This window comes from Klebsiella sp. C283 (assembly GCF_048822555.1).
GTDB classification, from domain to species: Bacteria; Pseudomonadota; Gammaproteobacteria; order Enterobacterales; family Enterobacteriaceae; genus Klebsiella; species Klebsiella quasipneumoniae.
In genome coordinates this window covers 13,183-39,579 of sequence record NZ_JBMEZS010000015.1, presented here as the reverse complement: position 1 = coordinate 39,579, position 26,397 = coordinate 13,183, and the positions used below count along the sequence as shown (strand labels likewise).

Annotated in this window: 24 protein-coding genes and 1 pseudogene; 19 read left to right on the top strand and 6 right to left on the bottom strand. The window is 58.2% G+C overall.

Annotated features, from left to right (window positions below):
- The first annotated feature begins 10 nt into the window (after positions 1 to 10).
- From dapF to corA, 7 genes are all read left to right on the top strand, one after another.
- Positions 11 to 835, top strand: a complete 825-nt coding sequence (dapF, locus tag ACOI7Z_RS24050) for a diaminopimelate epimerase (RefSeq protein WP_002883394.1) — start codon at positions 11 to 13, stop codon at positions 833 to 835.
- Positions 832 to 1,539 carry a DUF484 domain-containing protein gene (locus ACOI7Z_RS24045; protein WP_048336565.1) on the top strand — a complete coding sequence of 236 codons (708 nt, stop codon included), beginning with the start codon at positions 832 to 834 and terminating at the stop codon, positions 1,537 to 1,539. The genes dapF and ACOI7Z_RS24045 overlap by 4 nt, the downstream gene beginning before the upstream one ends.
- Complete coding sequence (gene xerC / locus ACOI7Z_RS24040) at positions 1,536 to 2,438, top strand: tyrosine recombinase XerC (RefSeq protein WP_044521758.1); 903 nt, start codon at positions 1,536 to 1,538, stop codon at positions 2,436 to 2,438. Before ACOI7Z_RS24045 ends, xerC begins: the two co-directional genes overlap by 4 nt.
- Positions 2,438 to 3,154: a 5-amino-6-(5-phospho-D-ribitylamino)uracil phosphatase YigB gene (gene yigB, locus ACOI7Z_RS24035; protein ID WP_087849101.1), complete on the top strand. Its 717-nt coding sequence runs from the start codon at positions 2,438 to 2,440 to the stop codon at positions 3,152 to 3,154. Before xerC ends, yigB begins: the two co-directional genes overlap by 1 nt.
- 63 nt (positions 3,155 to 3,217) lie before the next feature.
- Positions 3,218 to 5,380, top strand: a complete 2,163-nt coding sequence (gene uvrD, locus ACOI7Z_RS24030) for a DNA helicase II (RefSeq protein ID WP_004886784.1) — start codon at positions 3,218 to 3,220, stop codon at positions 5,378 to 5,380.
- A 148-nt stretch (positions 5,381 to 5,528) separates the two neighbouring features.
- Positions 5,529 to 5,585, top strand: coding sequence for a YsgD/CorL family protein (ysgD, locus tag ACOI7Z_RS24025; RefSeq protein WP_349815745.1), 57 nt, complete (start codon positions 5,529 to 5,531; stop codon positions 5,583 to 5,585).
- A 150-nt stretch (positions 5,586 to 5,735) separates the two neighbouring features.
- Positions 5,736 to 6,686 (top strand): magnesium/cobalt transporter CorA, encoded by a 951-nt coding sequence (corA, locus tag ACOI7Z_RS24020; protein ID WP_002883400.1) that lies wholly within the window; start codon positions 5,736 to 5,738, stop codon positions 6,684 to 6,686.
- Between the two features lie 84 nt (positions 6,687 to 6,770).
- On the opposite strand, the gene rarD is transcribed toward corA, so the two are convergent.
- Positions 6,771 to 7,667 (bottom strand): EamA family transporter RarD, encoded by an 897-nt coding sequence (gene rarD, locus ACOI7Z_RS24015; protein ID WP_087849100.1) that lies wholly within the window; start codon positions 7,665 to 7,667, stop codon positions 6,771 to 6,773.
- A gap of 48 nt (positions 7,668 to 7,715) precedes the next feature.
- Entirely contained in the window at positions 7,716 to 8,180 is a 465-nt protein-coding gene (gene yigI, locus ACOI7Z_RS24010) for an acyl-CoA thioesterase YigI (RefSeq protein WP_087849099.1), read from the bottom strand.
- A gap of 152 nt (positions 8,181 to 8,332) precedes the next feature.
- Here yigI and pldA point away from each other — a divergent pair, with 152 nt between their 5' ends.
- From pldA to rhtC, 3 genes are all read left to right on the top strand, one after another.
- The gene (gene pldA, locus ACOI7Z_RS24005) at positions 8,333 to 9,193 is read left to right on the top strand and encodes a phospholipase A (RefSeq protein WP_004886777.1); all 861 of its coding nucleotides are present in this window, start codon (positions 8,333 to 8,335) and stop codon (positions 9,191 to 9,193) included.
- A gap of 67 nt (positions 9,194 to 9,260) precedes the next feature.
- Complete coding sequence (gene recQ, locus ACOI7Z_RS24000) at positions 9,261 to 11,087, top strand: ATP-dependent DNA helicase RecQ (protein WP_032454515.1); 1,827 nt, start codon at positions 9,261 to 9,263, stop codon at positions 11,085 to 11,087.
- 61 nt (positions 11,088 to 11,148) lie between these two features.
- Positions 11,149 to 11,769, top strand: coding sequence for a threonine export protein RhtC (gene rhtC, locus ACOI7Z_RS23995; RefSeq protein WP_023291572.1), 621 nt, complete (start codon positions 11,149 to 11,151; stop codon positions 11,767 to 11,769).
- A 44-nt stretch (positions 11,770 to 11,813) separates the two neighbouring features.
- On the opposite strand, the pseudogene ACOI7Z_RS23990 reads toward rhtC, so the two are convergent.
- Positions 11,814 to 12,738 (bottom strand): annotated as a pseudogene (locus ACOI7Z_RS23990) (Rpn family recombination-promoting nuclease/putative transposase).
- A 162-nt stretch (positions 12,739 to 12,900) separates the two neighbouring features.
- Entirely contained in the window at positions 12,901 to 13,521 is a 621-nt protein-coding gene (gene rhtB / locus ACOI7Z_RS23985) for a homoserine/homoserine lactone efflux protein (RefSeq protein WP_002883411.1), read from the bottom strand.
- Positions 13,522 to 13,630: 109 nt separating this feature from the next.
- Here rhtB and pldB point away from each other — a divergent pair, with 109 nt between their 5' ends.
- The 3 genes from pldB (at position 13,631) to ACOI7Z_RS23970 (ending at position 16,456) form a co-directional block, all read left to right on the top strand.
- Positions 13,631 to 14,623 (top strand): lysophospholipase L2, encoded by a 993-nt coding sequence (gene pldB / locus ACOI7Z_RS23980; RefSeq protein ID WP_008807942.1) that lies wholly within the window; start codon positions 13,631 to 13,633, stop codon positions 14,621 to 14,623.
- Positions 14,624 to 14,667: 44 nt separating this feature from the next.
- A complete protein-coding gene (yigL, locus tag ACOI7Z_RS23975) occupies positions 14,668 to 15,468 on the top strand; it encodes a sugar/pyridoxal phosphate phosphatase YigL (RefSeq protein ID WP_017899394.1) in 801 nt (266 codons plus the stop codon).
- An 88-nt stretch (positions 15,469 to 15,556) separates the two neighbouring features.
- Positions 15,557 to 16,456 carry a carboxylate/amino acid/amine transporter gene (locus ACOI7Z_RS23970; protein WP_087849097.1) on the top strand — a complete coding sequence of 300 codons (900 nt, stop codon included), beginning with the start codon at positions 15,557 to 15,559 and terminating at the stop codon, positions 16,454 to 16,456.
- Here the strand turns inward: ACOI7Z_RS23970 and metR are convergent.
- Positions 16,344 to 17,297, bottom strand: coding sequence for an HTH-type transcriptional regulator MetR (metR, locus tag ACOI7Z_RS23965; RefSeq protein WP_032454519.1), 954 nt, complete (start codon positions 17,295 to 17,297; stop codon positions 16,344 to 16,346). The genes ACOI7Z_RS23970 and metR overlap by 113 nt on opposite strands.
- 231 nt (positions 17,298 to 17,528) lie before the next feature.
- On the opposite strand from metR, the gene metE reads away from it, so the two are divergent.
- Positions 17,529 to 19,793: a 5-methyltetrahydropteroyltriglutamate--homocysteine S-methyltransferase gene (gene metE / locus ACOI7Z_RS23960; RefSeq protein WP_072421466.1), complete on the top strand. Its 2,265-nt coding sequence runs from the start codon at positions 17,529 to 17,531 to the stop codon at positions 19,791 to 19,793.
- Positions 19,794 to 19,852: 59 nt separating this feature from the next.
- On the opposite strand, the gene ACOI7Z_RS23955 is transcribed toward metE, so the two are convergent.
- Positions 19,853 to 20,665 (bottom strand): dienelactone hydrolase family protein, encoded by an 813-nt coding sequence (locus ACOI7Z_RS23955; protein WP_023291577.1) that lies wholly within the window; start codon positions 20,663 to 20,665, stop codon positions 19,853 to 19,855.
- Between the two features lie 272 nt (positions 20,666 to 20,937).
- Here ACOI7Z_RS23955 and udp point away from each other — a divergent pair, with 272 nt between their 5' ends.
- From udp to ubiB, 5 genes are all read left to right on the top strand, one after another.
- Entirely contained in the window at positions 20,938 to 21,699 is a 762-nt protein-coding gene (gene udp, locus ACOI7Z_RS23950) for a uridine phosphorylase (protein ID WP_002883419.1), read from the top strand.
- A gap of 132 nt (positions 21,700 to 21,831) precedes the next feature.
- The gene (rmuC, locus tag ACOI7Z_RS23945; protein WP_087849096.1) at positions 21,832 to 23,280 is read left to right on the top strand and encodes a DNA recombination protein RmuC; all 1,449 of its coding nucleotides are present in this window, start codon (positions 21,832 to 21,834) and stop codon (positions 23,278 to 23,280) included.
- Positions 23,281 to 23,350: 70 nt separating this feature from the next.
- The gene (ubiE, locus tag ACOI7Z_RS23940; protein WP_023291579.1) at positions 23,351 to 24,106 is read left to right on the top strand and encodes a bifunctional demethylmenaquinone methyltransferase/2-methoxy-6-polyprenyl-1,4-benzoquinol methylase UbiE; all 756 of its coding nucleotides are present in this window, start codon (positions 23,351 to 23,353) and stop codon (positions 24,104 to 24,106) included.
- 13 nt (positions 24,107 to 24,119) lie between these two features.
- Positions 24,120 to 24,725, top strand: coding sequence for a ubiquinone biosynthesis protein UbiJ (ubiJ, locus tag ACOI7Z_RS23935; protein ID WP_087849095.1), 606 nt, complete (start codon positions 24,120 to 24,122; stop codon positions 24,723 to 24,725).
- Positions 24,722 to 26,362 carry a ubiquinone biosynthesis regulatory protein kinase UbiB gene (gene ubiB / locus ACOI7Z_RS23930; protein ID WP_087849094.1) on the top strand — a complete coding sequence of 547 codons (1,641 nt, stop codon included), beginning with the start codon at positions 24,722 to 24,724 and terminating at the stop codon, positions 26,360 to 26,362. The genes ubiJ and ubiB overlap by 4 nt, the downstream gene beginning before the upstream one ends.
- Positions 26,363 to 26,397 lie beyond the last annotated feature (35 nt).

Genomic DNA, 26,397 nt, shown 5'->3' with positions numbered 1-26,397 from the left:
GGAGTAGATGATGCAGTTCTCTAAAATGCATGGCCTTGGCAACGATTTTATGGTCGTTGACGCGGTAACGCAGAATGTTTTTTTCTCGCCGGAGCTGATTCGCCGCCTGGCGGATCGCCACCTTGGCGTCGGGTTCGATCAGCTGTTAGTGGTGGAGCCGCCCTACGATCCGGATCTGGATTTCCATTACCGGATCTTTAATGCCGACGGCAGCGAAGTGTCGCAGTGCGGCAACGGCGCGCGCTGTTTCGCACGCTTCGTCCGGCTGAAAGGCCTGACCAATAAACGTGACATCCGCGTGAGTACGGCCAACGGCCGTATGGTATTAAGCGTAACGGAAGACGATCTGGTGCGGGTGAACATGGGCGAGCCCAACTTCGAGCCCTCCCAGGTGCCGTTCCGCGCCAACAAAGCGGAAAAGACCTATATCATGCGTGCCGCCGAGCAGACAGTATTGTGCGGCGTGGTATCCATGGGGAACCCGCACTGCGTTATCCAGGTGGATGATGTGGATACGGCGGCGGTGGAAACCCTCGGCCCGGTAATGGAAAGCCATGAGCGTTTCCCGGAACGCGCCAATATCGGCTTTATGCAGGTGGTCGGCCGGTCCCATATCCGTCTGCGCGTCTACGAACGCGGCGCCGGTGAAACTCAGGCCTGCGGCAGCGGCGCTTGCGCCGCGGTGGCGGTGGGGATCCAGCAGGGGCTGCTCGCTGAAACGGTACGTGTGGAATTACCCGGCGGTCGTCTTGATATCGCCTGGAAAGGCCCGGGCCAGCCGCTGTTTATGACCGGCCCGGCGGCCCATGTCTATGATGGATTTATTCATTTATGAAACCAATCGGGGAAGAACAACAGGAGGTCGCCAGCGCATTGAACGATCGCGCCGTGGTGGACTATCTGTTGCAACATCCTGAATTTTTTATTCGTAATGCCGCCCAGGTCGAACACCTCCGCGTCCCGCATCCGGTACGCGGTACGATTTCGCTGGTGGAGTGGCATATGATGCGGGCGCGTAACCATATTCATGTGCTGGAAGAGAATATGTCGCTGCTGATGGAGCAGGCGGTCGCCAATGAAAGCCTGTTCCAGCGCCTGCTGCAGCTGCAAACGCGGCTGGCGGCGGCGGAGAGCTTCGACGATATGCTCAACCGCCTTCACCGCTGGGCGCGCGAGCTGGGGCTGGCGGGCGCCACGGTGCGCCTGTTCCCTGACAGCTGGCGCCTCGGCGCGCCTTCGAAGTTTACCCATCTGGCGTTAAGCCGGCAGGCGTTTGAGCCGATCCGTATTCAACGTCTGGGCCAGGCGCGCCACTACCTTGGGCCGCTCAACGGTCCGGAGCTGCTGGTGGTGCTGCCGGAGGCGAAAGCCATTGGGTCAGTGGCGATGTCGCTGCTGGGCGGCGATAATGCCCCCGGCGTGATGCTCTTTAGCAGCCGCGATGCGCAGCATTATCAGCCAGGACAGGGGACGCAGCTGCTGCAGGAGATTGCCCAGATGCTGCCCGGCCTGCTGGAGCGCTGGATTGAACGCGCATGACCGATTCTCCTCTCTTCTCCGCCGTCTCCCGCTTTCTGCGCCACCTGGGCGTTGAACGCCAGCTCAGCCCGATCACGTTACTGAATTACCAGCGACAGCTGGACGCGCTGATCGCCCTGGCGGATGAGGCGGGTCTGAAAAGCTGGTCGCAGTGCGATGCCGCTCAGGTGCGAAGCTTTGCGGTGCGCAGTCGCCGCGCGGGGTTAGGCCCGGCGAGCCTGGCGCTTCGCCTGTCGGCGCTGCGCAGTTTCTTCGACTGGCTGGTCGGCCAGGGCGAGCTCAGCGCCAACCCGGCGAAAGGGATCGCCGCGCCGAAAATTCCCCGTCACCTGCCGAAAAATATCGATGTCGATGACGTCAATCGGCTGCTGGATATCGATCTCAACGATCCGCTGGCGGTGCGCGACCGGGCGATGCTGGAGGTGATGTACGGCGCGGGGCTGCGTTTATCCGAGCTGGTCAACCTTGATATCAAACATCTCGATCTCGAAAGCGGCGAGGTCTGGGTGATGGGCAAAGGCAGCAAAGAGCGCCGTTTGCCGATCGGTCGCAACGCCGTGATGTGGATTGAGCACTGGCTGGATTTACGCGGCCTGTTCGGTACCGACGACGACGCGCTGTTTTTGTCGAAACTGGGCAAGCGCATTTCGGCGCGCAACGTACAGAAGCGGTTCGCCGAGTGGGGCATTAAGCAGGGGCTGAACAGCCATGTGCATCCGCACAAGCTTCGCCACTCCTTTGCCACTCATATGCTGGAGTCCAGCGGCGATCTGCGCGGTGTGCAGGAGCTGTTGGGGCATGCTAACCTCTCCACCACCCAAATTTATACCCATCTCGACTTTCAACACCTTGCCTCGGTGTACGATGCCGCGCATCCGCGCGCAAAACGGGGGAAATAATGCGTTTTTACCGACCTCTGGGCCAGATTTCCGCGCTGACGTTTGACCTGGACGATACCCTTTATGATAACCGCCCGGTAATTGACCGGACGATGCACGAGTCGCTGGCTTTTGTGCGCAGCTACCATCCGTCGCTCAGCCAGTTCGACGCCCATGAGCTTAATCAGCTGCGCCAGACGCTGCTGGTATCCGAGCCTGAGATCTATCACGACGTGACCGTCTGGCGCCACCGTGCCCTGGAGTTAGGCATGCGTAACGCCGGCCTCTCCGCCGACGCGGCGAAAGCGGGGGCCGATGCGGCGATGGAACACTTCGCCCACTGGCGCAGCCGCGTCGATGTCCCGCAGGAGACCCACGATACGCTGGCGAAGCTGGCGGAGAAGTGGCCGCTGGTGGCGATTACCAACGGCAACGCCCGACCAGAGCTGTTCGGCCTGAGCGACTATTTCCGCTTTGTGCTGCGCGCCGGGCCGGATGGCCGCTCCAAGCCGTTTGCCGACATGTACCATCTGGCGGCGGAGCGCCTGAACTTACCGCTCGGGCATATTCTGCACGTCGGCGATGACCTGACCACTGACGTCGCCGGATCGCTGCGCTGTGGCATGCAGGCATGCTGGATCAAACCGCAAGGCGCGGACCTGATGCACACCGCGGACAGCCGCCTGCTGCCGCATATTGAAATTTCACGGTTGGCATCTCTGACCTCGCTGATATAATCACCAGTCACTCTGTATATATTAACAGGGGTTCGTGGAACCCCTTCTCTTCCGGCGGTGCCAATGGACGTTTCTTACCTGCTCGACAGCCTCAATGACAAACAGCGTGAAGCCGTAGCGGCCTCGCGCACCAACATGCTGGTGCTGGCAGGGGCGGGCAGTGGTAAGACGCGCGTTCTGGTGCACCGTATCGCCTGGCTGCTGAGCGTGGAGAACTGCTCGCCGTATTCTATTATGGCGGTGACCTTTACCAACAAAGCGGCGGCAGAGATGCGCCATCGTATCGGTCAGCTGATGGGCACCACCCAGGGCGGCATGTGGGTGGGCACCTTCCACGGCCTGGCCCACCGCCTGCTGCGCGCGCACCATCTGGACGCCAACCTGCCGCAGGATTTCCAAATCCTCGATAGCGAAGACCAGTTGCGCCTGCTGAAGCGTCTGATTAAGGCGATGAACCTCGATGAGAAGCAGTGGCCGCCGCGTCAGGCGATGTGGTACATCAACAGCCAGAAAGATGAAGGGCTGCGTCCGCATCATATTCAGAGCTACGGCAATCCGGTCGAGCAGACCTGGCAGAAGGTCTATCAGGCCTATCAGGAAGCCTGCGATCGCGCCGGGCTGGTGGACTTCGCCGAACTGCTGCTGCGCGCCCACGAGCTGTGGCTGAATAAGCCGCACATCCTCCAGCACTACCGCGAGCGTTTCACCAACATCCTCGTCGACGAATTCCAGGATACCAACAACATTCAATACGCCTGGATCCGCCTGCTGGCGGGCGATACCGGCAAGGTGATGATCGTCGGCGATGACGATCAGTCGATTTACGGCTGGCGCGGCGCGCAGGTCGAGAATATTCAGCGCTTCCTTAACGATTTTCCCGGTGCGGAAACCATCCGCCTTGAGCAGAACTATCGCTCGACCAGCAACATCCTCAGCGCCGCCAACGCCCTGATTGAAAACAACAACGGTCGCCTGGGCAAGAAGCTTTGGACCGACGGCGCCGACGGCGAGCCGATCTCGCTGTACTGCGCTTTCAACGATCTCGACGAAGCACGCTTCGTGGTGAACCGGATAAAAACCTGGCAGGAGAACGGCGGGGCGCTGGAGCAGTGCGCCATCCTCTATCGCAGCAACGCCCAGTCGCGCGTGCTGGAAGAGGCGCTTCTGCAGGCCAGCATGCCGTACCGCATCTATGGCGGCATGCGCTTCTTCGAGCGCCAGGAAATCAAAGATGCGCTCTCGTACCTGCGTCTGATCGCCAACCGTAACGACGATGCGGCGTTTGAGCGCGTAGTCAATACGCCGACCCGCGGCATCGGCGACCGCACGCTGGACGTGGTGCGCCAGACGTCGCGCGATCGTCAGCTGACGCTGTGGCAGGCCAGCCGCGAGCTGCTGAAAGATAAAGCGCTGGCCGGTCGCGCCGCCAGCGCCTTGCAGCGCTTTATGGAGCTGATTGACGCGCTGGCGCAGGAGACCACCGATATGCCGCTGCACGTCCAGACCGATCGGGTGATTAAAGACTCCGGGCTGCGCGCGATGTACGAGCAGGAGAAAGGCGAGAAGGGCCAGACCCGTATTGAAAACTTAGAGGAGCTGGTGACGGCGACGCGCCAGTTCAGCTACAACGAAGAAGATGAAGATCTGATGCCGCTGCAGGCGTTCCTCTCCCACGCCGCGCTGGAAGCGGGCGAAGGGCAGGCGGACACCTGGCAGGACGCGGTTCAGCTGATGACCCTGCACTCGGCGAAAGGGCTGGAGTTCCCGCAGGTGTTCATCGTCGGCGTCGAAGAGGGGATGTTCCCGAGCCAGATGGCCCTTGATGAAGGCGGCCGCCTGGAAGAAGAGCGTCGTCTGGCCTACGTTGGCGTGACGCGCGCCATGCAGAAGCTGACGCTGACCTACGCGGAAACCCGCCGTCTGTACGGCAAAGAGGTTTACCATCGCCCGTCGCGCTTTATTGGAGAACTGCCGCAGGAGTGCGTAGAAGAGGTGCGTCTGCGGGCCACGGTAAGCCGCCCGGTAAACCATCAGCGATTGGGCGCGCCGATTGCCGAGAGCGATACCGGCTACAAATTAGGCCAGCGCGTACGACATCCGAAGTTCGGCGAAGGCACCATCGTCAACCTCGAAGGCAGCGGCGAGCACAGCCGGCTGCAGGTGGCTTTTCAGGGTCAGGGGATCAAATGGCTGGTAGCGGCTTACGCCCGGCTCGAGGAAGTGTAACTTTAAGAAAAATATCATTATTTTGTAATATTCTGCTACCTTTATACGTTAAGGCGCCTGATTTGCGCTTTCGCGTTCCGTTGCGTGTTGACGCCGATTTTGCGCTGGCGTAACATGCGCGCACGATTACGCTAAGAGGACATTCGCCTTGGACACACCCAGTAGATGCTGGCTCAACTTCCTGTCATTCAGGAACAACTCCTAAGGCTATCCTCTTATGCTGATAGCCTTAGCGGTTGTCAGCGACCTGCCCCATTCCCGTCGCGCTGAGTCAGGCTTAATGGTCTGAAACCCAATTTGTTTCTGTGTGCCCACCGAACTGTCCGATAATTTTTTTGCATTGGGAGTCCCGGTCATGCTGAGCGCATTTCAACTGGAAAACAATCGTTTAACGCGCCTGGAAGCCGATGAGATCAAGCACCTCGCCAGCTCGGTGTGGGTCGATCTGGTCGAGCCTGACGATGATGAGCGAAGCCGCGTGCAGACGGAACTGGGTCAGAACCTGGCGACGCGCCCGGAACTGGAAGATATCGAAGCCTCCGCACGTTTCTTTGAAGATGAAGACGGGTTACATATCCACTCCTTCTTCTTTTTCGAAGATGCCGACGATCACGCGGGTAACTCTACCGTGGCGTTTACTATCCGCGAAGGGCGCCTGTTTACGCTGCGCGAGCGTGAACTGCCGGCTTTTCGCCTCTACCGCATGCGCGTGCGTAACCAGACGCTGGTGGACGGCAACGCTTACGAGCTGTTGTTAGATCTGTTCGAGACCAAAATCGAACAGCTGGCGGATGAGATAGAAAACATCTACAGCGACCTGGAAAAGCTGAGCCGCGTGATTATGGAAGGCCACCAGGGAGATGAGTACGACGAAGCGCTGTCGACGCTGGCGGAACTGGAAGATATCGGCTGGAAGGTCCGCCTCTGTTTGATGGATACCCAGCGCGCGCTGAACTTCCTCGTGCGTAAGGCGCGCCTGCCGGCGGGCCAGCTGGAGCAGGCGCGGGAGATCCTGCGCGATATCGAATCCCTGCTGCCGCACAACGAATCGCTGTTCCAGAAGGTGAACTTCCTGATGCAGGCGGCGATGGGCTTTATCAATATCGAACAGAACCGCATCATTAAGATCTTCTCGGTGGTGTCGGTGGTGTTCCTGCCGCCAACTCTGGTGGCCTCCAGCTACGGAATGAACTTTGAATTTATGCCGGAGCTGCACTGGAGCTTCGGCTACCCGGGGGCGATCGTCTTTATGATGCTGGCCGGCCTGGCGCCGTATCTCTACTTCAAGCGTAAAAACTGGCTGTAGTTGTTGTGCCGGATGCGCTTCGCTTATCCGGCCTGGGTGCTGGACTTTTGTAAGCCGGATAGGGCATAGACGCTATCCGGCAATCTACTGGCTCCGACGCCCCCGTCTTTGCGTATACACTGCATCCATCACGAATATCGCCAGCGCCACCCAGATAAAGCCAAAGGTGACCATTTTATCCTTGCCCGGCACTTCGCCGTAGAACGTCACCGCCAGCAGGAACATCAGCGTTGGGCCGATGTACTGGAAAAAGCCCAGCGTGGAGAGCCGCAGACGCGTTGCCGCCCCGGTGAAGCACAGCAGAGGGATGGTGGTCACCACGCCTGCCGCCATCAGCAGCAGATTGAGCGACCAGGGGTTCTGCCCCATATGGCTGGTGGGGCTGTCGGTGATGCCGAACAGCCAAATCGCCGCCACCGGCAACAGCCACAGCGTTTCCACCAGCATGCCGGTCTGCGTATCGACAGCGATTTTCTTGCGCACCAGACCATAAAAGGCAAAGCTGAAGGCCAGCCCAAGGCCGATAATCGGCAGCGAACCAAAGGTCCAGAGCTGCACCAGTACGCCGCAAAAGGCGAGGATCATCGCCAGCCACTGCAGGCGACGGAAACGTTCGCCAAGGAAAATCATCCCTAACAGAATGTTCACCAGCGGGTTGATAAAGTAGCCGAGACTGGCTTCCAGCATATGGTGGTTATTCACCGCCCAGATGAACAGCAGCCAGTTGCCGCCGACCAGCACCGCAGAGAGCGCCAGCAGGAAGATCTTGCGCGGCGTCTTCAGCAGCTTTTTCACCTGCGGCCACTGGCGGCTGACGCTGATGAGCGCCACCATGAAGAAGAAAGACCAGATCACGCGATGGGTCAGAATTTCATCGGCGGGAACATAGTAGATAAGTTTGAAGTACGCCGGCGCGATACCCCAGATAAAGTAGGCGGCGAGGGCCAGAATAATCCCCAACCGCGTCTGTTTCGCATCCATCGGTAAAATCCATTGCCAAAGAGAGTGATGTTACTCGATTTTGGCCAATCAACCCACCATATAGGTCGCTGTTGCGCTGGCAATATATATCTGCGCTTCGTTATGCAGTTCCACACGGGCTACCGCCACTTTATTGCCGGCGCGCAGCAGGGTGCTGGTCGCGGTAAAACGTTCGCCGCGGCCCGGACGCAGGTAGTCCACGCGCAGGTCGATGGTTCCCATGCGGGAAAGCCGCTGGCGCAGCTCTTCTTCGTTGATAGTGTCATGGCGGGTAAGGGTGCTGCCAACGCAGACCAGCCCTGCGGCGACGTCCAGCGCGGAGGCGATCACTCCGCCATGCAGAATGCTTTGCGCCCAGTTGCCGACCATCATCGGCTGATTATTAAAGCTGAGCTGGGCAAACGCTTTTTCATAGCGCTCCAGTTCGAGGCCGAGGGCGCGGTTAAACGGCATGTGATAGACGAAAATCTCCCCCACCAGTTTCAGAGCTGCTTCGGCAGTAAGTTCAGACATAACACCGGTTCCATTCGTTAATAAAATGTTGATTTTATGCTTCTAAAATATTGATTTCCACTTTCGGAGTGGATTAGGGGGCAGGGGATTAATAAACAGGTAGAATGTCTTCAGGTTAAACAAAAATAAAAACTATTTATCAGGAGACCAGCATGCGTATCTCTTTGGCCTGCCTGGCGGCGCTGTGCGCGCTACCGGCTGGTGTTATGGCGCAGGATGCGTCGGTACACGACAAACCAGCAGTGCGCGGCAGTATTATCGCCAACCTGCTACAGGATCATGATAATCCTTTTCTGCTCTACCCTTATGAAAGCAACTATCTGCTCTACACGTGGACCAGCGATCTCAATAAAGAGGCGATTCGCAGCTATGACTGGGCCGAAAATGCCCGTAAAGATGAAGTGAAGTTTCAGCTGAGCCTCGCCTTCCCGCTGTGGCGCGGCATCCTGGGGGATAATTCGCTGCTCGGCGCGTCCTATACCCAGAAATCCTGGTGGCAGCTCTCCAACAGCAAAGAGTCGGCGCCGTTTCGCGAAACCAACTACGAACCCCAGCTGTTTCTTGGCTTTGCGACCGACTATCAGTTTGCCGGCTGGACGTTGCGCGATATCGAAATGGGATATAACCACGACTCGAATGGCCGTTCCGATCCCACCTCACGCAGCTGGAACCGGCTTTATGCCCGCCTGATGGCGCAAAATGGCAACTGGCTGGTGGAAGTGAAACCCTGGTATGTGGTGGGCAGCACCGATGATAACCCGGACATCACCAAATATATGGGCTATTACCGCCTGAAGGTGGGTTACCAGCTGGGCGAGGCGATCCTCAGCGCGCAGGGGCAATACAACTGGAATACTGGGTACGGCGGGGCGGAACTTGGGGTGAGCTATCCCATCACCAAACATGTTCGCGCTTACACCCAGATCTACAGCGGCTACGGCGAATCGCTTATCGACTACAACTTTAATCAAACGCGCGTCGGCGTCGGGCTAATGCTTAACGATCTGTTTTAATCGTTGCACTCTGGCTCGCAGGCGCTGAAAATAGCGCCTGTTTTCTTTTCAGGCAAATGGGGTCAACGTGGCACAGGCGGAAGTATTAAATCAGGAATCGCTGGCTAAGCAGGTTTTACAAGAGACCTTCGGCTACCAGCAGTTCCGTCCTGGCCAGGAGACGATTATCGAGACGGCGCTCGAGGGCCGTGACTGCCTGGTGGTTATGCCGACCGGTGGCGGCAAGTCGCTGTGTTATCAGGTACCGGCGCTGGTCATGGGCGGCCTGACGGTCGTGGTCTCGCCGCTGATCTCGCTGATGAAAGATCAGGTCGATCAGCTGCTGGCCAATGGCGTGGCGGCGGCCTGTCTGAACTCGACGCAAAGCCGCGAACAGCAGCAGGACGTGATGGCCGGCTGCCGCAGCGGGCAGGTTCGTCTGCTGTATATCGCCCCGGAACGGTTGATGCTCGACAACTTCCTTGAGCATCTGGCGAACTGGAATCTGGCGATGCTGGCGGTGGACGAAGCGCACTGCATCTCTCAGTGGGGCCATGACTTCCGCCCGGAATATGCCGCGCTGGGCCAGCTGCGTCAGCGGATGCCGCAGATCCCGTTTATGGCGTTGACCGCCACCGCCGATGACACCACCCGCCGCGATATCGTCCGTCTGCTGGGACTTAACGATCCGCTGATTCAGGTCAGCAGCTTCGACCGGCCGAACATCCGCTATATGCTGATGGAGAAATTCAAGCCGCTCGACCAGCTGATGCGCTACGTCCAGGATCAGCGAGGCAAATCGGGCATTATCTACTGCAACAGCCGTTCGAAAGTGGAAGATACCGCCGCGCGTCTGCAGAGCCGCGGCATCAGCGCGGCGGCTTACCATGCCGGCCTGGAAAACGACGTGCGCGCCGACGTGCAGGAGAAATTCCAGCGCGACGATCTGCAGATTGTGGTGGCGACAGTGGCCTTTGGGATGGGCATCAACAAGCCGAACGTCCGCTTTGTGGTGCATTTTGATATCCCGCGCAATATTGAATCCTACTATCAGGAGACCGGCCGCGCCGGGCGTGACGGCCTGCCGGCGGAAGCGATGCTGTTTTACGATCCGGCGGACATGGCGTGGCTGCGCCGCTGTCTGGAAGAGAAGCCCGCCGGACCGCTGCAGGATATCGAACGGCATAAGCTGAACGCGATGGGGGCGTTTGCTGAAGCCCAGACCTGTCGTCGTCTGGTGCTGCTGAACTACTTTGGCGAAGGACGCCAGGAGCCGTGCGGTAACTGCGATATCTGTCTTGATCCGCCGAAGCAGTATGATGGCTTAATGGACGCCCGCAAGGCGCTCTCCACTATTTATCGGGTTAACCAGCGCTTCGGGATGGGTTACGTGGTGGAAGTCCTGCGTGGCGCCAACAATCAGCGCATCCGCGAGATGGGCCACGATAAGCTCCCGGTATACGGCATCGGCCGGGAACAGAGTCACGAGCACTGGGTGAGCGTGATCCGCCAACTGATTCACCTTGGGCTGGTGACGCAGAATATCGCCCAGCACTCCGCGCTGCAGCTGACCGAAGCCGCACGCCCGGTGCTGCGCGGCGACGTTCCGCTGCAGCTTGCCGTACCGCGTATCGTGGCGCTGAAGCCGAAGGCGATGCAGAAATCCTTCGGCGGTAATTACGATCGTAAGCTGTTTGCCAAGCTGCGCAAGTTACGTAAAGCGATTGCCGATGAAGAAAACATTCCCCCGTACGTGGTCTTCAACGACGCGACGCTGATTGAGATGGCGGAGCAGTCGCCGCTAACCGCTGGCGAAATGCTCAGCGTCAACGGCGTAGGAACACGTAAACTCGAGCGTTTCGGCAAGCCGTTTATGGCGCTGATCCGGTCGCATGTCGATGGCGACGATGAGTAGTCAGCTGGCTATAAAAGTGCCAGAATAGTTATCCTCTTCATTATTTTCCTGCGAGTTAACTATGCTGATGCTTTTCCTCACCGTGGCGCTGGTGCATATCATTGCGCTAATGAGCCCGGGGCCGGATTTTTTCTTTGTCTCACAAACGGCCATCAGCCGCTCGCGCAGAGAGGCGGTGATGGGCGTACTGGGGATCACCTGCGGCGTGATGATCTGGGCGGGGGTTGCGCTGCTCGGCCTGAACCTGATCCTCGCCAGAATGGCATGGCTGCACAACATCATTATGATCGGCGGTGGCTTGTACCTGTGCTGGATGGGCTATCAGATGTTGCGCGGCGCGTTGAAAAAAGAGGCGGTGTCCCCGGCAGAACCGCAGGTTGAACTGGCCCGCAGCGGACGCAGCTTCCTGAAGGGATTGCTGACCAATCTGGCGAACCCGAAAGCGATTATCTACTTCGGCTCGGTGTTCTCGCTGTTCGTCGGTGACAGCGTTGGCGCCGGCGCGCGCTGGGGCATTTTTCTGCTGATTATCATGGAGACGCTGGCCTGGTTTTTGGTGGTTGCCAGCCTGTTCGCCCTGCCGGGGATGCGCCGCGGCTATCAGCGGATGGCGAAGTGGATCGACGGTATCGCCGGCACGCTGTTTGCGGGCTTCGGCATCCACCTGATAATCTCGCGTTAACCTGGCGCGATGCTCCACCCGGCTTTATCCGGGTGGAGAAAGTGTCAATGGCGAAGCCGTTGTAGCTCGTCTTCAGACAGACCGGTCATTTCCATAATCGCATCGTCATCAATTCCGCGTTTGCGCATCGCTTCGGCAACCTGCAGCAAGGCCTGATGTTTGCCTTCCTTTATACCTTCCTTTATGCCTTGCTGTACGCCTTCCCTGATGCCTTTTTCCATACCTTCTGCGAGCCATGTTTCCGCCAGCGTCATCAGTAATCCTCCATGCTGCGGCACGCGCTGTGCCAGCCCGTATAAGAGTGCCCGAGTATCCTCGGCATCCCCTGCCTGAGCCATATAGTTTACCAATACGGTGATTTGTTGTCCGCTCATCTGCTCCAGCATTAAGAGTTGGGTCAACTTATCCAGCAATTGCGCCATATCGCGCTGGCGGATGTGTTTTTGCACCAGCGTCAGGGCCGCCGTGCTGCATAATGTCGTCGTCGGGGATCACCGTGATATCGACCAGCGGAAACGCCCCGCTATAGAGCTGGCGGGCGGTCTCGGGATCGGCGAAATTATCCAGCCAGCTCATAGACCAGGGATAGGGGCTGCGTCGTCCCTGATAGAAGAGGACCGGAATAACCAGAGGCAGCGTTTTATGGCCGCTCTCCAGATGGCGCTGCATGGCGGCGACGGCATAGCGCATTAAGCGAAAGGCCATCAGTTTATCGGGGGCGCTCTGGTGCTCGATCAGAACATGGACATACCCTTTACCGCGGGTGGTTTCCAGCGAATAGAGAATATCGCTGTAGTAGGGCCTGAGATCGTCTTCAAGAAAGCTGCCGGATTCCAGACGCAGGGTATCCAGTTTGCAGATCGCTGTTAACGACGGTGGCAGGTGGATCTCGATAAAATCGCGCGCTGTCTCTGCCCGCGACAGAAAAGTTTTAAATACCGCATCATGTGGGGTCGCCGTTTCTGCCATCGCCGTTCATCCGTGAATCACGTCTCTGACGGCATCCTGGCACGGCGGGCTCAGCGTCGACAGCGGGCAAAAAGATTAATTTCCCGCTTTGCGCGCCGGCTCGCGCAGAGAGATGGCTTCGCCCGCCAGGCGAACCTCTCTTTGCGAGCGAGATTCCATCATTCAGGCGTGACGGGCGGAGGCGAGCAGCGCCCCAACCAGCATAAACAGTGAACCAAAGACTTTGTTCAGCGCCTTCATCTGCTTTGGCCCCTTAATCCATGCTGAAATGCGCTGTGCGAGGGTTGCATAGCCAATCATCACAATGATATCGACGACGATGGTGGTGACGCCCAGAACGAGATACTGCATCACCTGGGGCTGGTGGGGCAGGATAAACTGTGGAAACAGGGCGGCCAGAAAAACGATGCTTTTAGGATTGGTGAGATTCACGAACACCGCCCGCTGGAACAGTTTGCCGCGGGTCTGCGCCTTCGCCAGCGTATTCAGGTCGATGGCCCCTGCCGCGCGCCATTGCTGGATACCCAGCCAGATCAGGTAGGCTGCGCCGGCCCATTTCAGCACCTCAAAGGCCAGCACCGAGCGGGAGAAGAGAGTGCCGAGGCCGACGCCGACCAGCACGATATGAATGGCCAGCCCGGTCTGCAAACCGGCAATCGACGCCGCCGCGCCGCGGTAACCGTGGTTAATGGAGGTGGTCATGGTATTAATCGCTCCGGAACCCGGGGACAGGCTGAGAATGATTGATGTCAGCAGGTAGGCGAACCACCACTCAATGGTCATGAGAAACTCCCTGATTGTCTGTTTTTATGCCACAATACGCTATTGTGTCAGCATTGTGTGATACACGGCAAAAAAACGATTTTCAGCGGTTAACAGGGGTGTAAACCCGATGTTTGGGCAGAAAAAGGACTGGGAAACACGAGAAAACGCGTTTGCGGCCTTTAGCATGGGGCCGCTGACGGATTTCTGGCGACAGCGCGAAGAGGCTGAATTTAAAGGCGTCGATGATGTACCGGTACGCTTTGTTCGCTTTTGCGCGCAAAATAACGATCGGCTGGTGCTGATTTGCCCCGGGCGCATTGAAAGCTACGTGAAGTATGCTGAAGTGGCCTACGATCTCTTTCACAGCGGCTTTGACGTAATGATCATTGATCATCGCGGCCAGGGACGCTCGGGTCGTCTGCTCTCTGATACCCACCGCGGGCACGTGGTTAACTTCAGCGATTATGTTGATGACCTGGCTGCGCTCTGGCAGCAGCAGGTGGTCCCGGGCCACTGGCGAAAACGGTTTATCCTCGCTCACTCTATGGGCGGGGCGATTGCCACGCTTTTTCTGCAACGCTACCAGGCGCATTGCGATGCCATTGCGCTCTGCGCGCCGATGTTCGGGATTATCATTCGGCTGCCGGACTGGATGGTGCGGCATATTCTCGACTGGGCTGAGGGCCATCAGCGCATTCGCGAAGAGTATGCCATCGGCACCGGACGCTGGCGGGCGCTGCCTTTTGCCGTTAACGTGCTGACGCACAGTCGACAACGCTATCGTCGTAACCTGCGCTTCTATGCCGACGAGCCGCGACTGCAGGTCGGCGGCCCGACCTGGCACTGGGTGCGCGAAGGCATGCTGGCCGGTGACGAAGTGCTGGCGAATGTGGAGAAAGATACGGCCCCGACGCTGCTGCTGCAGGCGGAAGAGGAGCGGGTGGTCGATAATCTGATGCACGACCGCTATTGTGAATTACGGGCCGCCGCCGGCCATCCCTGTGAGGGCGGAAAGCCGCTCGTCATTGAAGGGGCATACCATGAGATCCTTTTTGAAAAGGACGCTATGCGCTCAGTCGCGCTCAATGCCATCGTCGAGTTTTTCAATCGACATACTTAATCCGACGATAACGCTCGTCGCCCTGCTTAGAGGTTAACTTTTTTATGTACCAGGTTGTTGCGTCTGATTTAGACGGCACGCTGCTTTCCCCCGATCATTTCCTGACCCCGTATGCCAAAGAGACGCTGAAGCTGCTTACCGCCCGTGGGATCAATTTCGTCTTCGCCACCGGCCGACACTACATCGACGTCGGACAGATCCGCGATAATCTCGGCATCCGGTCGTACATGATCACCTCTAACGGCGCCCGCGTTCACGATAGCGATGGCCAGCAAATTTTCGCCCATAACCTCGACCGCGATATTGCCGCCGACCTGTTTGAAATCGTGCGCAACGACCCGAAAATCGTCACTAACGTCTATCGGGAAGATGAGTGGTATATGAACCGCCATCGCCCGGAAGAGATGCGCTTTTTCAAAGAGGCGGTGTTTAACTACAAGCTGTATGAGCCGGGCGAACTGGATCCGCAGGGGATCAGCAAGGTGTTCTTTACCTGTGAGGATCACGAACATCTACTGCCGCTTGAGCAGGCGATGAACGCCCGCTGGGGCGATCGCGTGAACGTCAGCTTCTCCACCTTAACCTGCCTGGAGGTGATGGCGGGCGGGGTATCGAAGGGGCATGCGCTGGAGGCGGTGGCGAAAATGCTCGGCTACAGTCTGTCCGATTGCATCGCTTTCGGCGACGGCATGAACGACGCCGAGATGCTGTCGATGGCCGGTAAAGGCTGCATTATGGCCAACGCCCACCAGCGGCTGAAGGATCTGCATCCGGAGCTGGAAGTGATCGGCAGCAACGCCGACGATGCGGTCCCGCACTATCTGCGTAAGCTGTACCTCGACTGAAAAAGATTGACGACTGGCGAATAACTGTCCAGTCGTCAACCTGACTCTTCGCTACAATGCCTGTTCTTTATCCAACGAGACGACCATTGTGGCGCTGTTAATTATCACCACTATCCTGTGGGCCTTTTCTTTCAGCCTGATTGGCGAGTACCTGGCCGGTAGCGTCGACAGCTATTTTTCGGTGCTGATGCGCGTGGGCCTGGCGGCGCTGGTGTTCCTGCCTTTCCTGCGGACGCGCGGCCAGTCTCCGCGCACGATCGTACTCTATATGCTGGTGGGCGCGATGCAGCTTGGCATCATGTACCTGCTGGCCTTTCGCGCCTATCTCTATCTGACGGTCTCGGAATTCCTGCTGTTTACCGTGTTTACCCCGTTGTATATCACGCTGATCTACGATTTGCTCAGCGGACGTAAACTACGCTGGGGCTATCTGCTGAGCGCCGCGCTGGCGGTGCTGGGGGCGGCGATTATCCGTTACGACAAAGTCAGCGATCATTTCTGGACCGGGCTGTTACTGGTGCAGTTGTCAAACCTCTGCTTCGCCATCGGGATGGTGGGTTACAAGCGCCTGATGGAGGTGCGACCGATGCCGCAGCACAATGCCTTTGCCTGGTTCTATGTCGGGGCCTTTATCGTGGCGGTGGCGGCATGGTTTATGCTGGGCAACCCACAGAAGCTGCCGACCACCAGTCTGCAGTGGAGCGTGCTGGTGTGGCTTGGCGTCGTGGCTTCCGGGCTGGGCTACTTTATGTGGAACTATGGCGCCACTCAGGTGGATGCCGGCACGCTGGGGATCATGAATAACGTCCATGTCCCCGCCGGGCTGTTGGTTAACCTTGCCATCTGGCAGGAGCAGCCGCACTGGCCGAGCTTTATTAGCGGAGCGTTGGTGATCCTGGCCTCGCTGTGGGTCCATCGACGCTGGGTCGCTCCGCACTCCGGACAAACGGCAGATGATCGCACGCGTGGTTCCGCGCAGAGCGAATAAACGCTTCGGTGACCGGTTGACGCTGTTCGCCATCGCGAACGGCCGCGTACAGCCGGCTCCATAATCCCTCGCCCAGGGTTTTGGTCACCACCAGACCCTGGCGTTCAAAACTTTCCACCACCCAGTGCGGCAGCGCGGCGATACCCATCCGGGCCGCCACCATCTGGATCAGCAACAGCGTGTTATCGACGCTTTTCAGCTGGGGACTGATGCCGGCCGGCTGCAGGAAATGACGCCAGATGTCGAGGCGTCCGCGCTGCACGGGATAAATCAGCAGCGTTTCCGTGGCCAGATCCTCCGGCGTAATCAGCGTCTTCATGGCTAACGGGTGCTCAGGCGCCAGCACCAGGCGCACCTCATAATCAAACATTGGCGAGTAGTGCAGACCGCTGCGCGGCAGGATATCTGAGGTCATGACCAGATCCAGTTCGCCCTGCTGCAGCGCGGGCTGCGGGTCGAAGGTGACGCCGGAATGGAAGTCGACTTCCACGTGCGGCCAGCGGGCGCGGAAATTCTCCAGCGCCGGCGTGAGCCACTGAATACAGCTGTGGCATTCGATAGCCAGCCGCAGCCGGGTCTGTTGTGGTTCGTTACAGTCCTGCAGGGCGCGAGCGATCTGCGGCAGCACCTGGTTGGCCAGCTGTAAGAGGATCTCCCCTTGAGGAGTAAAACGCAGCGGCTGGCTCTTACGCACAAAGAGACGAAAGCCGAGGCGCTGTTCCAGATCGCTGAACTGGTGAGACAAGGCGGACTGGGTCTGATGCAGGGCAGCCGCTGCGCCCGCCAGTGAACCGCTGTTCCGCAACGCTTGCAGCGTTTTCAGATGTTTAATTTCGATCATGAAAGTCCTTCACTTCGCCATGAGCAATTTGCGCTTGAGGAATATACAGTAACTGCCAATTATGGATGTGTAAACATCTGGATGGCTAAATCCTTTATCTTTCGAATTTATGGTGCGTTGGCTGCACTTCCTCACCCCAGTCACTGACTTCAGTAAGCTCCTGGGGATGAGCAAGTTTGCCGCCTTCCCTAAATCCGAAATCTTTCGGATTGCAATTATGAGGCTCAAAAAATGACAATTATTAACCACACCCTCGGTTTCCCTCGCGTTGGCCTGCGCCGCGAGCTGAAAAAAGCGCAAGAGAGCTACTGGGCGGGCAATGCCACTCGCGAGGAGCTGCTGGCGGTAGGCCGGGAACTGCGCGCCCGTCATTGGGAGCAGCAGAAGCAGGCCGGTATTGACCTGCTGCCGGTGGGCGATTTCGCCTGGTACGACCATGTTCTGACCACCAGCCTGCTGCTTGGCAACGTGCCGGCTCGTCATCAGAACAAAGACGGCTCTGTCGATATCGATACCCTGTTCCGCATTGGCCGCGGCCGCGCTCCCACCGGCGAGCCAGCGGCCGCTGCGGAAATGACCAAGTGGTTCAACACCAACTATCACTACATGGTGCCAGAGTTCGTGAAGGGCCAGCAGTTCAAACTGACCTGGACCCAACTGCTGGATGAAGTGGACGAAGCGCTGGCGCTGGGCCACAAGATCAAGCCCGTGCTGCTGGGGCCGGTGACCTATCTGTGGCTGGGCAAAGTGAAAGGCGAACCGTTTGACCGTTTGAGCCTGCTGAATGACATCCTGCCGGTTTATCAGCAGGTGCTGGCCGAACTGGCGAAGCGCGGCATTGAGTGGGTGCAGATTGATGAACCGGCACTGGTGCTGGAGCTGCCGCCAGCGTGGCTGGAGGCCTTTAAACCGGCTTATGACGCCCTGCAGGGCCAGGTCAAACTGCTGCTGACCACCTATTTTGAAGGCGTTAGCGACAATCTCGCGACCATTGCTGCGCTGCCGGTCCAGGGGCTGCACGTCGATCTGGTCCACGGTAAAGATGATGTCGCCGAACTGCATAATTGTCTGCCTGCCGACTGGCTGCTGTCCGCCGGCCTGATCAACGGGCGTAACGTCTGGCGCGCCGATCTCGCCGAAAAATATGCGCAAATTAAAAACCTCGTCGGTAAGCGCGAGCTGTGGGTCGCGACATCCTGCTCTCTGTTGCACAGCCCGATCGACCTGAGCGTGGAGACGCGCCTTGATGCGGAAGTGAAGAGCTGGTTTGCCTTCGCGCTGCAAAAATGCGGTGAGCTGGCGCTGCTGCGCGATGCGCTGAACAGCGGCGATACCGCGGCGATTACCGAGTGGAGCGCGCCAGTCCATGCCCGTCGCCATTCGACGCGCGTACACAACCCGGCGGTGGAAAAACGGCTGGCGGCGATCACCGCTCAGGACAGCCAGCGCGCCAGCCCCTATGAGGTTCGCGCTCAGGCGCAGCGTCAACGCTTTAACCTGCCGGCGTGGCCGACCACCACTATCGGGTCATTCCCGCAGACGACCGAGATCCGCGGCCTGCGCCTGGACTTCAAAAAGGGCAATCTGGACGCCAGTCATTATCGTACCGGCATTGCGGAACATATTAAGCAGGCGATCGTCGAGCAGGAGCGGTTAGGATTAGACGTACTGGTGCACGGGGAAGCCGAGCGGAACGATATGGTGGAATACTTCGGTGAGCATCTGGACGGTTTCATCTTCACGCAAAACGGCTGGGTGCAGAGTTATGGCTCCCGCTGCGTGAAGCCGCCGGTGGTGATCGGCGACGTCAGCCGTCCACAGGCGATCACCGTCGAATGGGCGAAGTACGCGCAGTCGCTGACCGACAAGCCGGTGAAAGGGATGCTCACTGGACCGGTGACGATTCTGTGCTGGTCCTTCCCGCGGGAAGACGTCAGCCGTGAAACCATCGCGAAACAGATTGCGCTGGCCCTGCGTGATGAAGTGGCGGATCTGGAAGCGGCCGGTATCGGCATCATCCAGATTGATGAGCCTGCTTTGCGCGAAGGGTTACCGCTGAAGCGCAGCGATTGGGATGCCTATCTACAGTGGGGTGTGGAAGCCTTCCGCCTTAACGCCGCGGTGGCCAAAGACGACACTCAGATCCATACCCACATGTGCTATTGCGAGTTCAACGACATCATGGACTCCATCGCCGCGCTGGACGCCGACGTGATCACCATTGAAACCTCGCGTTCAGACATGGAACTGCTGGAGTCGTTCGAAGTGTTCGAGTATCCCAATGAAATCGGGCCGGGGGTATATGATATTCACTCGCCAAACGTACCGAGCGTGGAGTGGATCGAAGCGCTGCTGGAAAAAGCCGCGCAGCGTATCCCGGCGGAGCGGCTGTGGGTCAACCCGGACTGCGGCCTGAAAACCCGGGGCTGGCCGGAGACTCGCGCCGCGCTGGCGAATATGGTGCAAGCGGCGCGTAACCTGCGTCAATCTGCCTGATCGTCACCCGAAAAATCAAAAAGGAGGCATTTGCCTCCTTTTTTTCCTGCTTCGGACGATTACCCTTTTTTACCGCCATATTGAGCAAACCAGTCGAGCATCCGCTGCCAGCCGTCTTTGGCTGACTCTTCGTGATAGCTGGCGCGATAGTCGGCGTTAAAGGCGTGATCGGCTTCAGGATAGACCACGATTTCCGCCGTGGCGTTGGCCGCCCGCAGCGCCTGGCGCATGGTTTCGACGGTGTCCTGGGGAATGCTGGCGTCTTTAGCGCCGTACAGGCCGAGTACCGGGGCGTTGAGATCGACGGCGATATCCACCGGGTGTTTTGGCGAATTCAGCGATTTTTCTCCTACCAGTTTGCCGTACCAGGCTACCGCCGCCTTCAACTGCGGGTTATGGGCAGCATATAGCCAGGTGATACGTCCGCCCCAGCAGAAGCCGGTGATCAGCAGACGATGGGCATCGCCGCCATGGCGCGCCGCCCAGCTGGCGACGTGGTCGAGATCCGCCAGCACCTGCGCGTCCGGCACCTTCGTAACCAGCTCTTTAAACAGGGTCGGGATATCGTGATACTCATTCGGATCGCCCTGACGGAAGTACAATTCAGGCGCGATAGCCAGATAGCCTTCCTGCGCCAGGCGACGACAAAGATCGCGAATATGCTCATGCACGCCGAAGATTTCCTGCACCACGATGACGATCGGCAATGGGCCATCAGCGTTTTTCGGGCGGGCATGGTAAGCCGGCATGTTTTCCCCCTGAGAGGGAATAGAGGTCTCTCCGGCGACAATATGCTCTTCCGGCGTATGAACGGCGGTTGCGGCATGCGGCGAGGCTGCAGGTGCGAATCCAGGTTGCTTGGTGGTGGTCATGGTATTCTCCGTACCCTTATTTATTAGCGCATCAGTAACTATAGACCCTTTACCTTTAGTTCGGGCGGTAATAAAGCACAGTGCCTGAAAGCGGCTATCTTTTGTTCAGTGACGATGAATATAACTTGTTAATGTGATGTTTATCACTATTTACTGAAAAACAACTGCAATCATTATTGTTCTTGGTGACTAACATCACAAAATGTTGCCAGGGGCTTCTGTACAGTACCGTTTTGCTTCTGCTGATAATTCGACCCACAGAGGAGTTTTTTATGTCCAAGTCTGATGTTTTTCATCTCGGCCTCACCAAGAACGATTTACAAGGGGCTACGCTGGCTATCGTCCCTGGCGATCCGGAGCGTGTGGAAAAGATCGCCGCGCTGATGGATAAGCCGGTTAAGCTGGCATCTCACCGCGAATTTACCTCCTGGCGCGCGGAACTGGACGGCAAACCGGTGATCGTCTGCTCCACCGGCATCGGCGGCCCGTCTACGTCTATCGCTGTGGAAGAGCTGGCGCAGCTTGGCGTGCGTACCTTCCTGCGCATTGGCACCACCGGCGCCATTCAGCCGCACATCAACGTTGGCGATGTGCTGGTGACTACCGCTTCCGTTCGTCTGGACGGCGCCAGCCTGCACTTCGCGCCGATGGAATTCCCGGCCGTCGCAGATTTCGCCTGCACCACCGCGCTGGTGGAAGCAGCGAAATCCATTGGCGCCACCACCCATATCGGCGTGACCGCTTCCTCGGATACCTTCTACCCGGGACAGGAGCGTTACGACACCTTCTCCGGCCGCGTAGTGAGCCGCTTCAAAGGCTCCATGGAAGAGTGGCAGGCGATGGGCGTGATGAACTATGAAATGGAATCCGCTACGCTGCTGACCATGTGCGCCAGCCAGGGCCTGCGCGCCGGGATGGTGGCCGGGGTTATCGTTAACCGTACCCAGCAAGAGATCCCTAACGCCGAAACCATGAAGCAAACCGAAAGCCACGCGGTGAAAATCGTCGTGGAAGCGGCGCGCCGTCTGCTGTAATTCAACGCTTTCCCTGTCAGGCCGGATCCTCCGGCCTTTTTTTGCGTCGCCTCTCGCAGGAAATTCCTTTTAAACTGGACGTTTGTACAGCACAATTCTATTTTGTGTCATCAGGTTATCGCAGGGGGCGTCGTGGATCTCTCCATTATTATCAGCGCGGTTATCGCACTGGCTGCTGGATTAATCGTCGGCTGGCTGGCGACCAAAGCGCGCGCCGATCAAATTCGGGCCGATCTTATCGAGGAGCGGCGAGAGCTGGATATTGAGCTGAGCGCCGCCCGTCAGCAGCTGGTACAGGAAGCCCACTGGCATGAAGAGTGCGAGCTGCTGAACAACGAGCTGCGCAGCCTGCGGGATATCAATACCTCGCTGGAGGCCGATCTGCGGGAGGTTACCACCCGGCTCGAATCCACCCAGCTGCATGCGGAAGATAAGATCCGCCAGATGGTGAACAGCGAGCAGCGCCTGAGCGAGCAGTTTGAAAACCTCGCCAACCGCATTTTCGAACACAGCAACCGACGCGTCGATGAGCAAAATCGCCAGAGCCTGCATGGCCTGCTGACCCCGCTGCGCGAACAGCTGGACGGGTTCCGCCGCCAGGTGCAGGAGAGCTTCGGCCAGGAGGCGCGGGAAAGGCACACCCTGGCGCATGAGATCCGCAACCTGCAGCAGCTGAACGCGCAGATGGCGCAGGAGGCGCTGAACCTGACCAAAGCGCTGAAGGGCGATAACAAAACTCAGGGCAACTGGGGGGAAGTGGTTCTCACCCGCGTGCTGGAAGCCTCCGGCCTGCGGGAAGGCTATGAGTACCAGACCCAGGTCAGCATCGAGACCGACAACCGCTCGCGGATGCAGCCGGACGTCATCGTGCGCCTGCCGCAGGGTAAAGACGTGGTTATCGACGCCAAAATGACCCTTGTCGCCTATGAGCGCTATTTCAACGCCGAGGATGACTACACCCGCGAAGTCGCGCTGCAGGAGCACCTTGCCTCGGTGCGTAATCATATTCGCCTGCTGGGACGCAAGGATTATCAGCAACTGCCGGGCCTGCGCTCCCTCGACTATGTGCTGATGTTTATTCCCGTCGAGCCGGCATTCCTGCTGGCCATTGATCGTCAGCCCGAGCTCATTAGCGAGGCGTTGCAAAATAATATTATGCTGGTCAGCCCGACGACGCTGCTGGTGGCCCTGCGCACCATCGCCAATCTGTGGCGTTATGAGCACCAGAGCCGCAACGCGCAGAAGATCGCCGAGCGGGCGGGGCGCCTTTACGACAAAATGCGCCTGTTTGTGGACGATATGTCCACTATCGGCCAGAGTCTGGATAAAGCGCAAGAGAACTATCGCCAGGCGATGAAAAAGCTCGCTTCCGGGCGCGGTAATCTGCTGGCTCAGGCGGAAGCTTTTCGCGGGTTGGGCGTGGAGGTCAAGCGCGGGATTAATCCTGATTTAGTCGAACAAGCCACTGCTCAGGACGATCAATATCGTCTCGAAGAGGAGGATAACCTGCCGGAAAATGACGCATTTTCGCCCGACTCTGCCGAGGCGGTGCGCAGCCGGGAGGCGGCTCCGCCACGCTGAAACGTATGGGAAATGCGCTGAGTCTGATACACTCAGTGAACATTTTCTTGAAAAGCAAGCAGGCATAAAGATGGTTGAGGATTCACAAGAAACGACGCACTTTGGCTTTCAAACGGTCGCTAAAGAGCAGAAAGCGGACATGGTGGCGCATGTATTCCATTCTGTCGCCGCAAAGTATGATGTGATGAATGACTTAATGTCGTTTGGTATCCATCGTTTGTGGAAGCGTTTCACCATCGACTGCAGCGGTGTACGTCGCGGGCAGACCGTGCTGGATCTGGCGGGGGGTACCGGTGATTTGACGGCTAAGTTTTCCCGTCTGGTAGGGGAAACCGGCCGCGTTATGCTTGCTGATATCAATGATTCAATGCTCAAAATGGGCCGCGAAAAGCTGCGCAATATCGGCATCGTGGGTAACGTTGAGTATGTTCAGGCCAACGCGGAAGCCCTGCCGTTTGCTGATAATACCTTTGACTGCATCACCATCTCTTTCGGTCTGCGTAACGTGACCGACAAAGAGAAAGCGCTGCGTTCGATGTACCGCGTGCTGAAGCCGGGCGGACGTCTGCTGGTGTTGGAGTTTTCTAAACCCATTATTGAACCGCTGAGCAAAGCCTACGACGCTTACTCCTTCCATATCCTGCCGAAGGTGGGCGAGCTGGTGGCAAAAGACGGCGACAGCTATCGCTACCTGGCGGAGTCGATCCGTATGCATCCGGACCAGGAATCCCTGAAAGGGATGATGCAGGATGCAGGCTTCGAAAGCGTGGACTACTACAACCTGACGGCAGGTATCGTTGCTTTGCATCGCGGTTACAAGTTCTGACAGGAGGGACGCTATGCCTTTCACACCCCTGGTGACCGCTGGCATTGAAACGGCGCTGAATACTTTCCTCTGGCGCGACAAAGCGCTAAAACCGGCCCGCCAGCGCCTGCTGGGCAAGGTATTGCGGGTACAGCTGCAGGACCTCTCCACGCCCGTGGTGCTGGTGTTCAGCGAACGCCAGGTTGATGTCCTGAGCGCCTGGGAGGGAGAGGCCGACTGCACCGTGATTACCCGGCTCAGCGTACTGCCAAAACTGCGCAACCGTCAGCAGCTCACGGCGCTTATCCGCAGCGGCGAGCTGGAAGTGCAGGGCGATCTGCAGGTGGTGCAGAACATGGTCACCCTGTGCGATCTGGCAGAGTTCGATCCCGCTGAACTGCTGGCGCCTTACACCGGCGACATCGTGGCCGAAGGCGTCGGTAAAGTTCTCCGCGGCGGCGCTCAGTTTTTACTGAAAGGGGCGCAGCGCCAGCAGCGCTATGTCGCGGAAGCGATCACTGAAGAGTGGCGCCTGGCGCCGGGGCCGCTGGAGCTGGCCTGGTTTGCTGAAGAGACGACGGCTATTGAACGCGCGCTGGCCGCACTGGAAAAACGGCTGGAAACGCTGGAGGGCAAATGACGCCAGGAGAATTACGGCGCCTGTATTTCATCGTCCACACTTTTTTGAGCTACGGGCTCGATGAGCTCATCCCCAAAATGCGGATCACGCTGCCGCTGCGTATCTGGCGGCGGATGCTGTTCTGGATACCAAACCGCCATCAGGATCAACCCCTTGGCGCCCGTCTGCGGCTGGCGCTTCAGGAGCTGGGGCCGGTGTGGATTAAATTCGGCCAGATGCTTTCCACGCGGCGGGATCTCTTTCCGCCGCATATTGCCGATCAGCTGGCGCTGTTGCAGGACCGCGTGGCGCCCTTTGACGGGAAGCTCGCGCAGCAGCAGATAGAGAAAGCGATGGGTGGCCTACCGGTGGAGGCCTGGTTTGATGATTTCTCCGTTGAGCCGTTAGCCTCGGCGTCTATCGCCCAGGTGCATACCGCGCGTCTGAAAGAGAACGGCAAAGAGGTGGTGATCAAGGTTATCCGTCCGGATATTTTGCCGATCATTAAAGCGGACATGAAGCTCATCTACCGCCTGGCGCGCTGGGTGCCGCGTCTGCTGCCTGATGGCCGCCGTCTGCGCCCGCAGGAGGTGGTTCGTGAGTATGAAAAAACGCTGCTGGACGAGCTGAACCTGCTGCGGGAATCCGCTAACGCCATTCAGCTGCGGCGTAATTTCGAAGACAGCCCGATGCTGTATGTGCCGGAAGTGTACCCCGACTACTGCAGCGAAAGCATGATGGTGATGGAGCGCATCTACGGCATTCCGGTGTCCGACGTCGAGGCGCTGGAGGCTCAGGGAACCAACCTGCAGCTGCTGGCGGAGCGGGGCGTGCAGGTCTTCTTCACCCAGGTGTTTCGCGACAGTTTTTTCCATGCTGATATGCACCCTGGCAACATATTCGTCAGCTACGAGCACCCGGAAGATCCGCAGTATATCGGCATCGATTGCGGCATTGTCGGCTCGCTGAACAAAGAAGATAAGCGCTATCTGGCGGAAAACTTTATCGCCTTTTTCAACCGCGATTATCGTAAGGTTGCCGAGCTGCACGTCGACTCCGGTTGGGTTCCGCCGGACACTAATGTCGAAGAGTTTGAGTTCGCGATCCGCACGGTCTGCGAGCCCATCTTTGAGAAGCCGCTGGCGGAGATCTCCTTCGGCCACGTGCTGCTTAATCTGTTCAACACCGCGCGGCGCTTCAATATGGAAGTCCAGCCGCAGCTTGTTTTGCTACAGAAGACATTACTTTACGTAGAAGGGGTAGGCCGGCAGCTCTATCCTCAGTTAGACTTGTGGAAAACGGCGAAGCCTTTCCTTGAGTCGTGGATCAAAGATCAGGTCGGTATTCCGGCGCTGGTGCGCGCGTTTAAAGACAAAGCGCCGTTCTGGATCGAAAGAATGCCTGAAATACCTGAGCTGGTGTATCAGAGCCTGCAGCAGAGCAAACAGCTGCAGACCAGCGTCGATACTATCGTGCGGGATATGCATGTGCGTCATGTGCGCCAGGGCCAATCCCGTTATCTGTTTGGTATAGGCGCGGTTTTATTGCTCAGTGGTACGCTGCTCTTTATCCATCGCCCTGAGTGGGGAATGATGCCCGGCTGGCTGATGGCCGGCGGTGTCGTGACCTGGCTGATTGGCTGGCGAAAAACCCGCTGATCGGTTCGCCACTTCATGACGCAGGCTTATTTGCG

Excerpts from the sequence above, each read along its gene's own strand:
- metE (WP_072421466.1), top strand. The coding sequence starts at position 17,529 with ATGACAATTATTAACCACACCCTCGGTTTCCCTCGCGTTGGCCTGCGC.
- yigI (WP_087849099.1), bottom strand. The coding sequence starts at position 8,180 with ATGTCTGAACTTACTGCCGAAGCAGCTCTGAAACTGGTGGGGGAGATT.
- rhtB (WP_002883411.1), bottom strand. The coding sequence starts at position 13,521 with ATGACCATTGAGTGGTGGTTCGCCTACCTGCTGACATCAATCATTCTC.
- pldB (WP_008807942.1), top strand. The coding sequence starts at position 13,631 with ATGTTTGGGCAGAAAAAGGACTGGGAAACACGAGAAAACGCGTTTGCG.
- corA (WP_002883400.1), top strand. The coding sequence starts at position 5,736 with ATGCTGAGCGCATTTCAACTGGAAAACAATCGTTTAACGCGCCTGGAA.
- ubiJ (WP_087849095.1), top strand. The coding sequence starts at position 24,120 with ATGCCTTTCACACCCCTGGTGACCGCTGGCATTGAAACGGCGCTGAAT.
- ACOI7Z_RS23955 (WP_023291577.1), bottom strand. The coding sequence starts at position 20,665 with ATGACCACCACCAAGCAACCTGGATTCGCACCTGCAGCCTCGCCGCAT.
- ubiE (WP_023291579.1), top strand. The coding sequence starts at position 23,351 with ATGGTTGAGGATTCACAAGAAACGACGCACTTTGGCTTTCAAACGGTC.
- ACOI7Z_RS24045 (WP_048336565.1), top strand. The coding sequence starts at position 832 with ATGAAACCAATCGGGGAAGAACAACAGGAGGTCGCCAGCGCATTGAAC.
- xerC (WP_044521758.1), top strand. The coding sequence starts at position 1,536 with ATGACCGATTCTCCTCTCTTCTCCGCCGTCTCCCGCTTTCTGCGCCAC.
- uvrD (WP_004886784.1), top strand. The coding sequence starts at position 3,218 with ATGGACGTTTCTTACCTGCTCGACAGCCTCAATGACAAACAGCGTGAA.
- dapF (WP_002883394.1), top strand. The coding sequence starts at position 11 with ATGCAGTTCTCTAAAATGCATGGCCTTGGCAACGATTTTATGGTCGTT.
- rarD (WP_087849100.1), bottom strand. The coding sequence starts at position 7,667 with ATGGATGCGAAACAGACGCGGTTGGGGATTATTCTGGCCCTCGCCGCC.
- rhtC (WP_023291572.1), top strand. The coding sequence starts at position 11,149 with ATGCTGATGCTTTTCCTCACCGTGGCGCTGGTGCATATCATTGCGCTA.
- yigB (WP_087849101.1), top strand. The coding sequence starts at position 2,438 with ATGCGTTTTTACCGACCTCTGGGCCAGATTTCCGCGCTGACGTTTGAC.
- yigL (WP_017899394.1), top strand. The coding sequence starts at position 14,668 with ATGTACCAGGTTGTTGCGTCTGATTTAGACGGCACGCTGCTTTCCCCC.
- ubiB (WP_087849094.1), top strand. The coding sequence starts at position 24,722 with ATGACGCCAGGAGAATTACGGCGCCTGTATTTCATCGTCCACACTTTT.
- udp (WP_002883419.1), top strand. The coding sequence starts at position 20,938 with ATGTCCAAGTCTGATGTTTTTCATCTCGGCCTCACCAAGAACGATTTA.
- metR (WP_032454519.1), bottom strand. The coding sequence starts at position 17,297 with ATGATCGAAATTAAACATCTGAAAACGCTGCAAGCGTTGCGGAACAGC.
- pldA (WP_004886777.1), top strand. The coding sequence starts at position 8,333 with ATGCGTATCTCTTTGGCCTGCCTGGCGGCGCTGTGCGCGCTACCGGCT.